General features: G+C 62.0%; 16 protein-coding genes. 8 read left to right on the top strand and 8 right to left on the bottom strand.

The window, feature by feature from the left end; genetic code table 11:
- The first annotated feature begins 74 nt into the window (after positions 1 to 74).
- The 3 genes from OSC50_RS11480 to OSC50_RS11470 all read left to right on the top strand — a co-directional run bounded on the left by OSC50_RS11480 (position 75) and on the right by OSC50_RS11470 (position 3641).
- Positions 75 to 1124, top strand: a complete 1050-nt coding sequence (locus OSC50_RS11480; protein ID WP_253507812.1) for a DNA topoisomerase IB — start codon at positions 75 to 77, stop codon at positions 1122 to 1124.
- Between the two features lie 123 nt (positions 1125 to 1247).
- On the top strand, positions 1248 to 2870 hold the full coding sequence (locus OSC50_RS11475) for an ABC-F family ATP-binding cassette domain-containing protein (protein ID WP_266249473.1): 1623 nt from the start codon (positions 1248 to 1250) through the stop codon (positions 2868 to 2870).
- Between the two features lie 66 nt (positions 2871 to 2936).
- Complete coding sequence (locus tag OSC50_RS11470; protein WP_253507818.1) at positions 2937 to 3641, top strand: YoaK family protein; 705 nt, start codon at positions 2937 to 2939, stop codon at positions 3639 to 3641.
- A 145-nt stretch (positions 3642 to 3786) separates the two neighbouring features.
- Here OSC50_RS11470 and OSC50_RS11465 read toward each other — a convergent pair whose 3' ends face one another.
- The 4 genes from OSC50_RS11465 to OSC50_RS11450 form a co-directional block, all read right to left on the bottom strand.
- Positions 3787 to 4140: a hypothetical protein gene (locus OSC50_RS11465; RefSeq protein WP_266249476.1), complete on the bottom strand. Its 354-nt coding sequence runs from the start codon at positions 4138 to 4140 to the stop codon at positions 3787 to 3789.
- A 172-nt stretch (positions 4141 to 4312) separates the two neighbouring features.
- The gene (locus OSC50_RS11460; protein WP_253507824.1) at positions 4313 to 4624 is read right to left on the bottom strand and encodes an AzlD domain-containing protein; all 312 of its coding nucleotides are present in this window, start codon (positions 4622 to 4624) and stop codon (positions 4313 to 4315) included.
- Positions 4621 to 5316: an AzlC family ABC transporter permease gene (locus tag OSC50_RS11455; protein ID WP_181077753.1), complete on the bottom strand. Its 696-nt coding sequence runs from the start codon at positions 5314 to 5316 to the stop codon at positions 4621 to 4623. The genes OSC50_RS11460 and OSC50_RS11455 overlap by 4 nt, the downstream gene beginning before the upstream one ends.
- Before the next feature lie 71 nt (positions 5317 to 5387).
- The gene (locus OSC50_RS11450) at positions 5388 to 5603 is read right to left on the bottom strand and encodes a hypothetical protein (protein WP_005788169.1); all 216 of its coding nucleotides are present in this window, start codon (positions 5601 to 5603) and stop codon (positions 5388 to 5390) included.
- 175 nt (positions 5604 to 5778) lie between these two features.
- Here OSC50_RS11450 and OSC50_RS11445 point away from each other — a divergent pair, with 175 nt between their 5' ends.
- The 4 genes from OSC50_RS11445 to OSC50_RS11430 all read left to right on the top strand — a co-directional run bounded on the left by OSC50_RS11445 (position 5779) and on the right by OSC50_RS11430 (position 8608).
- Positions 5779 to 6135 (top strand): metalloregulator ArsR/SmtB family transcription factor, encoded by a 357-nt coding sequence (locus OSC50_RS11445; RefSeq protein ID WP_253507831.1) that lies wholly within the window; start codon positions 5779 to 5781, stop codon positions 6133 to 6135.
- 19 nt (positions 6136 to 6154) lie between these two features.
- Positions 6155 to 7438, top strand: coding sequence for an arsenic transporter (locus OSC50_RS11440; protein ID WP_266249480.1), 1284 nt, complete (start codon positions 6155 to 6157; stop codon positions 7436 to 7438).
- A gap of 12 nt (positions 7439 to 7450) precedes the next feature.
- Complete coding sequence (locus OSC50_RS11435) at positions 7451 to 7921, top strand: arsenate reductase ArsC (RefSeq protein ID WP_253507838.1); 471 nt, start codon at positions 7451 to 7453, stop codon at positions 7919 to 7921.
- A 75-nt stretch (positions 7922 to 7996) separates the two neighbouring features.
- Positions 7997 to 8608: a LysE family transporter gene (locus tag OSC50_RS11430; RefSeq protein WP_181077757.1), complete on the top strand. Its 612-nt coding sequence runs from the start codon at positions 7997 to 7999 to the stop codon at positions 8606 to 8608.
- Here the strand turns inward: OSC50_RS11430 and OSC50_RS11425 are convergent.
- From OSC50_RS11425 to OSC50_RS11410, 4 genes are read right to left on the bottom strand one after another with little or no spacing between them, the layout of a single operon-like run.
- Positions 8575 to 8967: a hypothetical protein gene (locus OSC50_RS11425; protein ID WP_181077759.1), complete on the bottom strand. Its 393-nt coding sequence runs from the start codon at positions 8965 to 8967 to the stop codon at positions 8575 to 8577. The two genes, OSC50_RS11430 and OSC50_RS11425, sit on opposite strands and share 34 nt — an antisense overlap.
- Positions 8968 to 8987: 20 nt before the next feature.
- The gene (locus OSC50_RS11420; protein ID WP_266249482.1) at positions 8988 to 9197 is read right to left on the bottom strand and encodes a hypothetical protein; all 210 of its coding nucleotides are present in this window, start codon (positions 9195 to 9197) and stop codon (positions 8988 to 8990) included.
- Between the two features lie 24 nt (positions 9198 to 9221).
- Positions 9222 to 10298: an ATP-binding protein gene (locus OSC50_RS11415; RefSeq protein ID WP_253507842.1), complete on the bottom strand. Its 1077-nt coding sequence runs from the start codon at positions 10296 to 10298 to the stop codon at positions 9222 to 9224.
- On the bottom strand, positions 10295 to 11041 hold the full coding sequence (locus tag OSC50_RS11410; RefSeq protein ID WP_181077763.1) for a response regulator: 747 nt from the start codon (positions 11039 to 11041) through the stop codon (positions 10295 to 10297). Before OSC50_RS11410 ends, OSC50_RS11415 begins: the two co-directional genes overlap by 4 nt.
- A gap of 532 nt (positions 11042 to 11573) precedes the next feature.
- Between OSC50_RS11410 and OSC50_RS11405 the strand changes: the two genes are divergently transcribed.
- Positions 11574 to 13130, top strand: a complete 1557-nt coding sequence (locus OSC50_RS11405) for a methyl-accepting chemotaxis protein (RefSeq protein WP_414704490.1) — start codon at positions 11574 to 11576, stop codon at positions 13128 to 13130.
- Positions 13131 to 13270: the final 140 nt, after the last annotated feature.

Raw genomic sequence — 13270 nt, 5'->3', positions numbered from 1 at the left:
CCTTTTGGCACGTCCGCACACGGCTGCGGTCAATCAGACATACCGGCCTGATTGATTGCCAAGGAACCTGAGCCATGCCCGACTCCGCGCTGCCCGCCGACCTGCCCCGCGACCTGCATTACGTTGATGACACCCTGCCCGGCATCCGCCGCAAAAAAGTGCGCGGCAAATTCCAGTACTTCAACCCCAAGGGCGAGCGCATCACCGATGCCGACGAGATCAAGCGTCTCAACGCCCTGGCGGTGCCACCGGCCTACACCGATGTATGGATCTGCGCCGATCCGCGCGGTCATCTGCAAGCCACCGGCCGCGATGCCCGCGGACGCAAGCAATACCGCTACCACACGCGCTGGCGCGAAGTGCGCGACAGCGACAAATATGCGCGTCTGCAGGCCTTCGGCAACGCCTTGCCGAAACTGCGCAAGCAATTGGAAGCGCAACTGGCCGAACCCGGATTCACCCGCGAAAAAGTCCTGGCTACCGTGGTGATGCTGCTGGACGCCACGCTGATCCGCGTCGGCAATACTCAGTACGCGCGCGATAATAAATCCTACGGCCTGACCACGCTGCGCAACCGACATGTGGACGTCAAGGGCAGCGAGATTCAGTTCCAGTTTCGCGGCAAGAGCGGCGTGGAGCATCAGGTGAGCGTCAAGGATCGACGCCTGGCCGGCGTGGTGAAACGCTGCATGGAATTGCCGGGGCAGAATCTGTTCCAGTACCTGGACGAGGACGGTGAGCGCCACACGGTCAGTTCTCATGATGTGAATGCCTACCTGCACAGCCTCACGGGTGAGGATTTTACTGCCAAGGATTATCGCACGTGGGCTGGCACCGCCATGGCGCTGGCAGTGCTGCGCGAATTGCAGTGGCAGCCCGAATCCGATGCCAAGCGGCATGTCGTGTCGATGGTCAAGGATGTCGCCAAGCAGTTGGGTAATACCCCGGCGGTGTGCCGCAAGTGCTATATCCACCCGGCCGTACTTGAGCATTTCAGCCTGGGGGAATTGTCGAAGCTGCCCAAGCCGCGGGTGCGCAAGGGCCTGAAAGCCGAAGAAGTCGCTCTGGCGATGTTCCTCGAACGCCTGGCCGCTGACTTGCCGCAGAACGCCAAGGCGGGTTAGGCTCTGTCTCCCTTCTGACCCTCGGGACGACCGCCGACGTGAACCACTAAGCCTTCCAAAATGTATCCGCAACCAGCGCCTGGCGCGCTTGTTGGCCTGTTCGACATTTTTATGGAGGTGCTGATGGCTCACGTCACACGGCTGCCCGCATTGATTTCCCTGCAACACGTAACCTTCCAGTTCGCCAATGGCGGAACCCTGCTGGACGACCTGAACTTGTCCATCGATCACACGCCCACCGGCATTGTGGGTCGCAACGGCAGCGGTAAAAGCCTCCTCGCCCAACTGATCGCCGGAGTGCTCGCGCCGTCATCCGGCGCCATCACACGATCGGCCAGCGTGGCCTTCGTTCCGCAAAACGTGGTGGTTACGCCCGGCGCCAGCGTCGCCGATCTCACCGGCAGCGCCCCGGCCCTGGAAGCATTGCAACGCATGGCCGCAGGCGCGGCGCGTGTCGACGACCTTGAGCTGATCGACGACCGCTGGGATCTTGCCGAGCGCCTGCGTACGGCGCTGGATGAGGCGGGCCTGGCATCACTGACGCTCGAATCGCCGGCCGATCAACTCAGTGGCGGCCAACTGGCGCGGGTGGCGTTGATCAGCGCGTTCCTGACCACGCCCGAGTTGCTGGTGCTCGACGAACCCACCAACCACCTCGACAGCAGCGGGCGCGCCTGGCTGCTCCAGGCCCTGGGCCAGTGGCGCGGCGGCTTGGTGGTCGTCAGTCATGACCGGGCGCTGCTTAATACCCTGGCACGAATCATCGAACTGTCCCCTCTGGGCCCTAAGGTCTACGGAGGTAACTACGAAGCCTATCGACGACAGCGCGACATCGAGCAGCACGCTGCGATTGCCGCTTTGGACCATTCGCGCCTGGAGCGCACGCGCGAGCGCCGTCGCCTGCAAAAGGACCACGACACGCTGCAACGCAAGGCTGCCCGTGCCCACAAACACGCGCAAAGCGCCAATGTGGACCGGTTTACCCAGGCCCGCTGGAAAAGCACAGCCCGTGAAGTGGTCAGCAGCGTGCGCAGCGATCAACATGCGCGTAAACAGCAACTGGACCATCAGGTGCGCCAGGCCCATGAGCGCGTGGCGCAACAGCCCCCGACCTTACTGGCCTTGCCGGATTCGGCGGTGCCCAAGGGGCGCCTGGTGCTGAAGCTGGTCGATGTGTGCTTACCGTCGCTGGATACCCCGGCGCTGACCCTCAGCTTGATGGGCCCGGCGCGGGTGGCCGTGCAAGGGCCTAACGGTTGCGGTAAATCCACCTTGCTCAAAGTGCTGGCGGGCCAGTGGCAACCGGTCAGCGGAGAGTGTCGCGTGCCGCTGCCAGCGGCCTGCATCGACCAGCACCTGGGCTTTCTGGACGAACAACGCTCGGTAATCGAGCACCTCAACCTGCTCGACACGCCACTGGTCGAAGGCGAACTGCGCACGCGCCTGGCCTTGCTGCAGTTGGACGCGGTGCGCGTGACCCAACCGGTCGCACAGCTCAGCGGTGGTGAGCGTTTGAAGGCCGCGATGGCGATTGCCATGTGGCGTGACGTCCCGGCGCAATTGCTGTTGCTGGACGAGCCTACCAACCACCTGGACCTGGCGTCGGTCATTGCCTTCGAGCAGGCGTTGCAGGGGTTTGCCGGAGCGATGGTGGTGGTGTCCCATGATCAGGCGTTTATCCAGGCTATCGGCCCCACCCATCATCTGAGTTGGACGCCTTCGGGCTGGCGCCTGCAAACTGCCTGACGTCATTGCGCGCGGGCGCAAAGCGCCCTACCGTAGTGGCCGGATAATCTCACCGAGGCCCCGCCCATGCTGCCGCTGCCCCGCAAGCCTTACGCCAATGCCGCTTTGGCCCAACGACGCCGATGGCGCGGGCGCGTCGGCATGATGCTGGTGGCCAGCCTTTCGGTGCTGGCGGGGATGACCGATGCCATAGGCTTTATGGCCAGCGGCGATTTTGTTTCGTTCATGAGCGGCAATACCACGCGCCTGGCAGTGGCCATCGGCGCGGGCGACCACAGCCTGACCGGGCGTCTGCTGTTGCTGGTTGCCACGTTTATTCTGGGGAACGCGCTGGGCATTGTGGTCAGCCGACTGAGCCGGCGCCACGCCCTGCCCCTCCTGCTGTATATCGCCGCGCTGTTGTGCTGCGGCGCGTTCTGGCCCTTCGAGGACCTGTTACCCGCGCTGTTGGCGGCAATCGTGGCCATGGGCATGCTCAATGCGGCGGTCGAAGAAGTGAACGGCTTGCCGGTGGGCTTGACCTACGTGACCGGTGCGCTGTCGCGGTTCGGTCGCGGCCTGGGCCGCTGGTTACTGGGCGAGCGCCGCGACGGCTGGCGCGTGCAACTGGTGCCGTGGGCCGGCATGTTTGTCGGTGCGGTGATCGGGGCGGTACTGGAGCACCATATGGGGTTGCGCGCGCTGTGGGTCAGCGGCGCCCTGGCGGCCGTGTTGGGTTTGGTGTCGCTGAAGATTCCACGGCGTTGGCACTTGGGCTACATGCCGCGTTGAACAGAAAAGGATGCTCGCCCGGCGTGTCGACCTCGACGTCCGTGTACTGGTAAAGAGCCATCACCCCGGGCGAGCGAGGTGAATCATAAGGCAATGCCCGAGCGCTGTCCCGCCGGGCATTTCCGAAGATCGCTAAGGCAAGGGATTACAGGCAGGTCGCCAGCGCAGCCAGACGACGCTTGGCCGGCATGGTGTCTTCGGCGGCGTAGTACTTGATGCTGGAACCGGCGCCCGCACTCTGGATGTCGACGAAGTAATCGCCCGCCGTGGTGTACACGGTGAAGCCACCCGACCCGGTCGGTTCCTTGAAGCCGCCGGCGTCGACACCGAACACGCTTTCATCCTGCCAGCCGAACTGCACGCATTCAGCCACCACCAGCGTGGCTTTGTCAGACGCCAGGGTCTTGTAAGGCGTGCCGGCGCGCGCCTCTTTCATCTTCGAGCCCGCGCAGCCGGCCAGTACCGCCAGCGCCAATGCGCCAATCACCACGTTCCGCATGCCATCACCTCCTTGAAAAAAACGCGACTCTACCATTGCCGCGTACCTGCCTGACGCTTGCATGAACTTTGTTTCACGGTAAAACCTGCTTTCGCCGCCTACACTGGCCGTGCTCATTTTTTTGAAGTCTTCCTTCCGCCCGCCCTCCCGCGGGCTTTTTTTCGACTGCGTTTCAGAGCCACCAGCGAAACAGATAGAACACCGCCATGCTCAGCAGCACTGTGATCAACACGTTGCGCGTCCAGAACATCAACCCCACCGCGCAGAGGCCGGCGAGCAGATACGGGTTGGTCGGGCTGAGGTTGAGCTGATGGTCGGTCAGGAAAATAATCGGTCCGCAGATCGCCGTGAGCATGCCGGGCACCGCAAATCCCAGGAACTCCCGCGCGCCACGGTTAAGGCGTACCGGCAGGCGCGGTTCGATAAACAGGTAGCGGTTGAAGAACACCGCCAGGCCCATGGTCACAATCATCAAGTAAATCATGGTTGCCCGACTCCCAATCGCTTGCAGATAAACCCAGCGCTCATGCCCAGCAGGCCCGACACCACCACCGCCGATTCCCAGTGTAGAAAACTCAGCCACACCGAACACAGCAATGCTACCGCCACGCACACCACCGTCGGTACGTCGCGCACCACCGGGGTAATCAACGCGATGAAGGTGGCAGCGATCGAAAATTCCAGCCCCAGTTGATCAAGCCCCGGAATGCTTTTGCCGAGCACAATGCCGGCCAGGGTGAACAGGTTCCAGATGATGTAAAAGCTCAGCCCCACGCCGAGGGCGTACCAGCGATTGAACGTCTGGCGGTCGTAGTGGCTGACCAGCGCGAAAAATTCATCGGTGAGCAAAAACCCCAGGCTCAAACGCCAGCGTGTATTCAACGGTGAAAGCACCGGCCGCAGGTGCATGCCGTAGAGCAAATGCTGCGAAGTCAACAGCAAGGTAGTGAGCACAATCGATATCAGGCTGGCGCCACTTTTGACCATCCCGATAGCCACCAGCTGCGCGGCACCGGCGAACACAATGGCCGACAGGCCCTGGGCTTGCAGTGGGGTCAATTGCGCGTCTATGGCCATGGAGCCGGCGAGCAGCCCCCAGGGAGCGCAGGCCAGGGATAACGGCAGAACGGCGATCGCACCGCGGGCAAAGGCGTGATAAGGCAAGGCGGCAGGCATAGAAACGGCTCATCGACAAACAGTCGCCAAGCATGCCTGAACGAGTTGAAGCGTGTCTTGAACGATCTTGCTCAGGCGAGCCTGACCGAAACCTGCTCCACCGAGTCGCGCGCTTCGCGCAATTCGTAGGCGTCCTGGTTGAGGCGATGAATGGTGTTGAGCAAGCGCTGACGCAGCACCTCGTCGCCGAGTTTTTCAACGGCGCGCATCAGATCAAACGCTGCGGTTTCGTTATTTTCCGCGACGGAATCCAGGGTCTTGCGCAGGTTGCGGGTTGCTCGGGTCACGCGGGGTCTTCCTTCATCAGCAATGGGCAGGCACTTTAGGACATTCATGTTTCATTTTAATTTCAGACACTTGTGGCGGATTTCCAGCTCTTTGATCCAGGTCAATCAATACAAGTTTTGACAGAAATATATGGAAATACGTATATTCGCATAACCCTATACAGGAGCCGGAACCATGCCCGACCTCTTTTCGCCGCCAGCCCTGTTCAAATGCCTGGCTGACCCTACCCGTGTACGCCTGACGCTGTTGATCCTGCGCGAAGGCGAACTTTGCGTGTGCGAACTGATCCATGCTCTGGGCGACAGCCAGCCGAAAATCTCCCGCCACCTCGCACAACTGCGCAGTTGCGGCGTATTGGTGGATCGTCGTCAGGGTCAATGGATCTATTACCGCATCAACCCGGCATTGCCCGATTGGGCACATCAGGTGCTGGACATCACTTTGCAAGCCAACCAGCCATGGTTGCACAGCGACGCGCTGCGTCTGGGTGCAATGGGCGACAGACCACAACGGGCCAGCACCTGCTGCTGAGCCATCGGAGCGTTTATTCATGCTTGTCGCAATTGCCATTTTTCTGGTCACGATTGTTTTGGTTATCTGGCAGCCCAAGGGCCTGGGCGTCGGCTGGAGCGCCAGCCTCGGTGCGATCCTGGCGCTGGCCTGCGGCGTCATCAGCCTGGCGGATATTCCGGTGGTGTGGCACATCATCTGGAATGCAACCGGCACGTTTGTCGCCTTGATCATCATCAGCCTGCTGCTCGATGAGGCCGGTTTCTTCGCCTGGGCCGCCCTGCATGTGGCGCGCTGGGGGCGTGGCCGCGGACGGCGGCTGTTTGCCTATATGGTGCTGCTCGGCGCGCTGGTGTCGGCGCTGTTTGCCAATGACGGCGCGGCGCTGATCCTGACGCCCATCGTGATGTCGATGTTGCTGGCGCTGCGCTTTTCGCCGGCGGCCACCCTGGCGTTCGTGATGGGCGCGGGTTTTATTGCCGACACGGCGAGCCTGCCGCTGGTGGTCTCGAACCTGGTGAATATCGTCTCGGCCGACTATTTCAAGATCGGCTTCAACCGATACGCAGCGGTGATGGTACCGGTCAACCTGGTCAGTGTGGCAGCCACCCTGGCGGTGCTGCTGGGGTTTTTCCGCCGCGATATCCCACAGGCCTACGACCCGGCCGACCTGGATGAACCCGCCAGTGCGATCCACGACCGCGCCACGTTCCGCGCCGGCTGGTGGGTACTGGGAATTCTGCTGATCGGCTGCTTCGCCCTGGAACCGCTGGGCATTCCCATCAGTGCAATTTCCGCCGTGTGCGCCGTGCTCCTGCTGGTGATCGCCGCCAAGGGCCATAAAATTTCCACGCGCAAAGTACTCAAAGAAGCGCCCTGGCAGATCGTGATCTTTTCCCTGGGCATGTACTTGGTGGTGTACGGCCTGCGTAACGCGGGCCTCACCACCTACCTGGCGACCTGGCTCGATACCTTCGCCACCTACGGTATCTGGGGCGCGAGCATGGGCACCGGGTTGCTGACCGCGCTGCTGTCGTCGGTGATGAATAACCTGCCGACAGTACTGATCGGCGCGCTGTCCATCGAATCGAGCCATGCGGTGGGCGTGGTCAAGGACGCCATGGTCTATGCCAATGTGATCGGCAGTGACCTGGGCCCTAAAATTACGCCTATCGGCAGCCTGGCCACGTTGCTGTGGCTGCATATCCTGGCGCGCAAAGGCATCACCATCACCTGGGGTTATTACTTCAAGGTCGGCATCGTGCTGACCCTGCCGGTGCTGTTGATCACCCTCGCCGCCCTCGCCCTGCGCCTGAGTGTCTGAAGGAAGCATTTGATGAAAGTCCTGTTCATGTGTACCGCCAACAGCTGTCGCAGCATCCTGTCCGAAGCGGTGTTCAACCACCTGGCGCCGCAAGGCTTCGAAGCGGTCAGCTCCGGCAGCTTTCCCAAGGGCCAGGTGCTGCCCCGCAGCCTCAGTACCCTGCAGGCCGCCGGAATCAGCACCGAGGGGTTGTACAGCAAAGGTAACGACGCCTTCGAAGGCAGCCCGCCGGACCTGGTGATCACCGTGTGCGACAAGGCGGCCGGTGAAGCCTGCCCGGTGTACTTCGGCCCGGCGATGAAAGCGCATTGGGGCCTGGAGGATCCGTCCGACGTCGAAGGTGACGACGCGCGCCTCGACGCCGCCTTCAACGCCACCCTGGAAACCATCGAAAGTCGCTGCCGGGCGTTTTTTGCATTGCCGTTCGAACGCCTGTGCCCGGCTGAGTTAAAGGTTGAACTGGAACGCATCGGGCAGTTATAAACGCGTGGCACATCGGTCGGTCCGGGCTTTTCGCTCCGCGCCCGACCTGACAGACATGGAAGAGGCTGGGCACGCATGTTGACGATTTTTTTCTCCGCGCTGGTATTTGGTTTTGTGTTCTGCCTGTCTCCTGGCGCCGTGCTGGCCGAGACCCTGCGCCGAGGTTTGCTGCACGGCTTCAGGCCGGCGCTGCTGGTACAGGTAGGTTCACTGGTGGGCGATGCGGTATGGGCAGTCATTGGCCTCACCGGCATCGCCCTGCTGATGCAGCACGATGCCGTGCGCGTGCCATTGACGGCGGTCTGCGCGCTGTACCTGGCCTGGCTCGGTGCGCGCAGCCTGCTGGATGCCTGGCGCTTGCCGGCAGCAGACAATGCCCCTGCCGGCTCCGGGCAGAATGCGCTGGCGGTGGGCGCGGCAATCTCGTTGGCCAACCCGAAAAACATTGTGTACTGGGGTGCGCTGGGCAGCGCCTTGTCGGGCATCGTCGGCGCCACGCCGAGCCATGGCCAGACGCTGATGTTTTTTGCCGGTTTCATGCTCGCCTCGGTGCTGTCGTGTTTCCTCACCGCCGCGTTAGTCAATCTGCTGCGCCAGAATGCTTCACCGGTCTGGCAGCGCGTCAGTTACGCTGCCTGCGGCCTGGTACTGATCTATCTGGCGATACTCGCCGCCCGGGGCCTATGAGTTTTCGCCGTGGCTGGCGCGCCGGCAGCTTGGCCGGCATACAGGCCGCGCGCGAGGTCAATCAAGTAGCGCGTCTCGGCGGTCATCAATAACAGGTCGGTCTGCACTTCTTCGATCACCATCTCCAGGACGATCAACACGCAAATGGCCGGCGCCATGAACAGCCAGTGGTAGTAGCACTGGGTAAACAGCGAAGCCACAACCCCGATGATCCACAGCGACAACACCAGGCGCGGTGCGTGTTTTTGCAGGGGAATCCAGAAGCGCTGCAGCTTCCTGAGTTTGGCGCTGCAGCGCTTTATGGAGTCTTCCAACTGCGTCAGGTCGAGCGCGTTGCGGTGGCGAATAGAGGTAGACATGCGTGCAGTCCGTACGTGACTTACAAAGGTGATGTCGCGGGCTCGGCCAGCGCCCGCGCAGGCAGCGCACGGTTCAGCCAGGCCGGATTGATGGCGTTGACTTGCACCCAATCGCCATTGCGCGGCATCCCTTCGCAGCTCTTCAAAGCGATACAGCGCCCTTGTGTGTCCAGCAAGGCGAAGTGGCGATAGCGTTGAACGCCCTTGAATCCGAAAACGGAGAAGCGCATGCCTGCACCTGAAGCGGTTGGGTTTCAGATAGCGACCAGTTGCTCTGGCCACGTCAGTTCGAACAGGCTGCCGCCCTGCGTCAGGTTGCGGCAGGTCACGCGGCCTTCATGGGCCAGGGCAATCGCGCGCACCACAGCCAGCCCCAGGCCGCTGCCGCCCTGGGCACGGGAGCGTGAACTTTCCCCGCGCTGGAACGGCTCAAAGATATGCGCGGCGAATGTTTCATCAATGCCTGGGCCCTCATCCGCGACGCTCAAGGTATTGATGCCGTCCTGACTGCTCAGGCGCACCGTGACGATGCCCGGGTTCGCATGCCGCTTGAGGTTGTCGAGCATGGCCAGCAACGCCTGGCGAATACGGGCCGGGTCGCAGTGCACCGGTTGCCTGAGCAACTCCATGTGCAGGGTGAATCCGCAGGCTTGCAGGCCCGGTTCGAACAGGCGAGCGTCTGCTTCGATCTCATCGGCCAGGTCGGCCCGTTGGATCTGCACGTCGAGGTAGCCGTTGTCGGCCAGGCCTACGACCCGCAGGTCTTCGATCAGCCGCGTCAAGCCTTCCACTTGGCCGAGCAGGCTGTAGAACTGCGCTTGGTCCGGGGGGAAGACACCTTCGGCCAACCCTTGCAGACGGCCACGCAGGATGGTCAACGGGGTGCGCAGTTCATGGGCAATCGCGGCGTTCCAGAACGACTGTTCCTGCGCCATGCGCTTGAGCCGTGCGGCCATGCTGTTGAAGTCATCCACCAGCAAGGTGGCCTCGGCCAATGAGCGGTCGGACGCCGTCGCGCGGGCGTCCAGGTCGCCATCGGCGAGGCGGCGAAGGCTGGCCGCCACCGAGTTCAGGGGCATCAGAATGCGCCGGGACAATTTGATCGCTACCACCGCACCCACGGCCAGGCCAATCGCCGTGATCAATGCCATCCAGGCCCATTCCACGCCAGTGGGCAGCCACTCATCCACATCAATGTCGGTGGGTGGCCAGAACGTCCACAGCAGCGCGTAAAACACATAGGAGCCGACGACCGCCAGGGCAATCACACAGAGCACCACGGCGGACATCGACAGAATGATCTGCCGGCTCAAGCTGTTGGCGATTCTCATGCATGGCTCCCGAAGCGGTAACCCACACCACGAATGCTCGCCGGAACGCCTTGCAGGCCCAGGTCTTCGATTTTGCGCCGCAGTTTGCTGATATGGCTGTCGACCGTACGTTCCAGACTATCGCTCTCGGGCGAACACGAAGCGAGCAACTCGGCACGACTGAACACGCGCCTGGGCGCTTTGGCCAACTGCGCCAGCAACCGGAATTCTGTCGCTGTCAGGCTCAGCGCGTGATTTTGGGTGCCGATCCGCACGCTGACCTCATGGCTGTCGACATCGATTTCAAAGGCATCCACGCGCAGTACGCTTTGCCCGCTGCCGTAGCCCTGGTCGCGGGAACGGCGCAGGACCGCCTGGGTCCTGGCGACCACTTCGGCCGGGTTGAATGGTTTGACGATGTAGTCGTCGGCACCGATGCGCAGCCCCATCAGCTTGTCCATGTCCTGGTCCTGGGCGGTCAGCATGATCACCGGGGTATTGCCACGGTGACGGATCTCGGCCAGTACCATCCAGCCATCGAGTTTCGGCATCAGCACGTCCAGCAGCACCAGGTCGGGCTTGAGGGATTGATGCAGTTCAAGCGCACGCCGCCCATCCAGCGCATGCACGGTCTGAAAGCCGCTGCGCTTGAGGTAGGCCGTCAGGATATCGGCGATTTCGGGTTCGTCTTCGGCGATCAATATCAGGGCCTGGGGTTTATCGGCGAACCCAGGTGGCGTCGAAATCAGGTGTGCTTCAGTCATGGTCGGCTCGGGGGTGCTGTTCGGTCGTCGCAGTATGGCTAATTAGCAAGGGCGACGAAGGCTACTGTGCACCACGAGCATGCGCTTTCATGGGAGGTTTTATGGAGAAACGATGGAGAGGCGGGTCTATTTGCGCACTGGGTTCAGTCGATCAGTGCCAACAGATCGGTGTCGCCGACATCCTGCCCGGCCTGGGCCAGCAAGGTTCCACTGGTTGTACGTCGCCAAGCGTGTGAAATGCTCAATGTGGTTCATGGTGCCGTGTCCTGGTGCGGCGGCTGACGCCATCATAGAACGTGACGGCGATACCTGCACCCGCCACCTGGGATCGCGCGCCGGTGGTGGGTTGATCGCTCGATTTCCCGACTACACTCCCCCTTCTACCGATCGTCTCCTTGCCTTCAACTTTGTATCGCGTGGCCGATACGGTTTATGACCTGCCTGCTTTCCATCCCTATGAGTACGCCCCATGCGCCTGAGAAACCTGAATCTCGCTCCCCGTGCCGCGCTGTTTTTTTCCGCGATCATCGTCCTGGTCCTGGTACTTGGCGTGATCGCCATTCTGCAGATGGGCAAGTTGCGCGACGCAGAGAAGGATGTGGAGCTCAATTGGATGGCGAGCATCCGGCAAACCGCGATGATGAACGCCACAGTGCTGCGCCTGCGTCTGGAAACCCAGCGAGCCGTGGCCGACCCTCAGACAATCCAGAAAACCGTGGCTGACTTCCCCGGCTACCGTAAGGCCTTCGCCGATGCGTTCTCCGGCTATGAACCGCTTATTTCCGGCGATCAGGAACGGACGCTCTTTCAAACCGCCAAGGCCTCGGCTGACGCTTACTCCAAACAGCTGGACGCCCTTGAACCGTTGCTCAAGCAAGGTGACACGGGCGCCATCGTCCAATTGGTCGCCAATGGTATTCGCCCACTGACCAACGCCATGGAAGGCGAGATCAAGGCCCTCACCGACTACAACAACGAGGGTGCAGCGAAAGCCGGGCAAGCCGCCACGGACACCTTCACCACCGGCACCTGGCTGGTGATTGCGCTGATCGTGCTGGTGATGGCGATGACCGCCGGCCTCGCGTTCCTGCTGACCCGCAGCATCACCTCGCCCATTGGCGATGCGCTGTCGGTGGCCGAGCGTATCGCCAACAGCGACCTGTCCAAGGAGGTCAGCGTGCACGGTACGGACGAAGCGGGCCGGCTGTTGAAAGCGTTGTCGCAGATGCAGACCAACCTGCGCAACACCATCCTGCAGATTTCCGATTCGTCCGCTCAGTTGGCCTCGGCTTCCGAAGAGATGACCGCCGTCACCGAACAGTCCAGTCGCGGCCTGGTGTCGCAGAACGATGAAGTGAACCAGGCCGCCACGGCGGTCACCGAAATGAGCGCGGCGGTGGATGAAGTGGCGCGCAACGCCGAATCCGCCGCCCAGGAATCCAAGCGCAGCCAGGGCTTTACCGAAGTCGGCCTGCAGCGCGTCACGCAGACGCTGCGCTCCATCGAGAAACTCTCCGGCAACGTGGACAACACCAGCGAGCAGATTCAGGGCCTGTCGAACCGCGCCCAAGGCATCAGCAAAGTGGTGGAAGTGATCCGCGCAATTGCCGAGCAGACCAACCTGCTGGCCCTTAACGCCGCCATCGAGGCTGCACGAGCCGGTGAGCAAGGCCGCGGTTTTGCCGTGGTTGCCGATGAAGTCCGCGCGCTGGCGCACCGTACCCAGGTGTCGACTCAGGAGATCGAGCAGATGATCGCGGCGATCCAGAACGAATCCGACGACGCGGTCAAGGCCATGGGCACCAGCAAGGAACTGGCCACCGAATCCCTCGGCGTGGCCCAGGAAGCCAGCAGCTCGCTGGACCAGATTGCGGCGGCAATCATCCAGATCAACGAACGCAACATGTTGATCGCCACCGCCTCGGAAGAACAGTCCCATGTGGCGCGTGAGGTGGACCGTAACCTGGTGAGCATCCGCGAGCTCGCGACCCAAAGCGCCGCCGGCGCCAGCCAGACCGCCAGCGCTTGCGGCGAAATGTCGAAGCTGGCGGCGAACCTGAATCAGTTGGTCAATCGCTTCGTGGTCTGATGCCGTCAGGAAGATCCCAACGGCCCGGCGCCTGCGGGCCTATTGGGCATTTTTTGTGGTGAGCGGGAATGTGGGAGGGGCTTGCCCTAATGCCATTCAGTTAAGGGCTCAGATGATCCAGCCCAGGCGATGACTATCAA

This window comes from Pseudomonas quebecensis, from assembly GCF_026410085.1.
In the GTDB taxonomy this organism is placed as follows: Bacteria; Pseudomonadota; Gammaproteobacteria; order Pseudomonadales; family Pseudomonadaceae; genus Aquipseudomonas; species Aquipseudomonas quebecensis.
Note: the sequence above shows the minus strand (reverse complement) of the source record. Positions and strands in the feature narration are given on the sequence as shown.

Excerpts from the sequence above, each read along its gene's own strand:
- OSC50_RS11480 (WP_253507812.1), top strand. The coding sequence starts at position 75 with ATGCCCGACTCCGCGCTGCCCGCCGACCTGCCCCGCGACCTGCATTAC.
- OSC50_RS11475 (WP_266249473.1), top strand. The coding sequence starts at position 1,248 with ATGGCTCACGTCACACGGCTGCCCGCATTGATTTCCCTGCAACACGTA.
- OSC50_RS11470 (WP_253507818.1), top strand. The coding sequence starts at position 2,937 with ATGCTGCCGCTGCCCCGCAAGCCTTACGCCAATGCCGCTTTGGCCCAA.
- OSC50_RS11465 (WP_266249476.1), bottom strand. The coding sequence starts at position 4,140 with ATGCGGAACGTGGTGATTGGCGCATTGGCGCTGGCGGTACTGGCCGGC.
- OSC50_RS11460 (WP_253507824.1), bottom strand. The coding sequence starts at position 4,624 with ATGATTTACTTGATGATTGTGACCATGGGCCTGGCGGTGTTCTTCAAC.
- OSC50_RS11455 (WP_181077753.1), bottom strand. The coding sequence starts at position 5,316 with ATGCCTGCCGCCTTGCCTTATCACGCCTTTGCCCGCGGTGCGATCGCC.
- OSC50_RS11445 (WP_253507831.1), top strand. The coding sequence starts at position 5,779 with ATGCCCGACCTCTTTTCGCCGCCAGCCCTGTTCAAATGCCTGGCTGAC.
- OSC50_RS11440 (WP_266249480.1), top strand. The coding sequence starts at position 6,155 with ATGCTTGTCGCAATTGCCATTTTTCTGGTCACGATTGTTTTGGTTATC.
- OSC50_RS11435 (WP_253507838.1), top strand. The coding sequence starts at position 7,451 with ATGAAAGTCCTGTTCATGTGTACCGCCAACAGCTGTCGCAGCATCCTG.
- OSC50_RS11430 (WP_181077757.1), top strand. The coding sequence starts at position 7,997 with ATGTTGACGATTTTTTTCTCCGCGCTGGTATTTGGTTTTGTGTTCTGC.
- OSC50_RS11425 (WP_181077759.1), bottom strand. The coding sequence starts at position 8,967 with ATGTCTACCTCTATTCGCCACCGCAACGCGCTCGACCTGACGCAGTTG.
- OSC50_RS11420 (WP_266249482.1), bottom strand. The coding sequence starts at position 9,197 with ATGCGCTTCTCCGTTTTCGGATTCAAGGGCGTTCAACGCTATCGCCAC.
- OSC50_RS11415 (WP_253507842.1), bottom strand. The coding sequence starts at position 10,298 with ATGAGAATCGCCAACAGCTTGAGCCGGCAGATCATTCTGTCGATGTCC.
- OSC50_RS11410 (WP_181077763.1), bottom strand. The coding sequence starts at position 11,041 with ATGACTGAAGCACACCTGATTTCGACGCCACCTGGGTTCGCCGATAAA.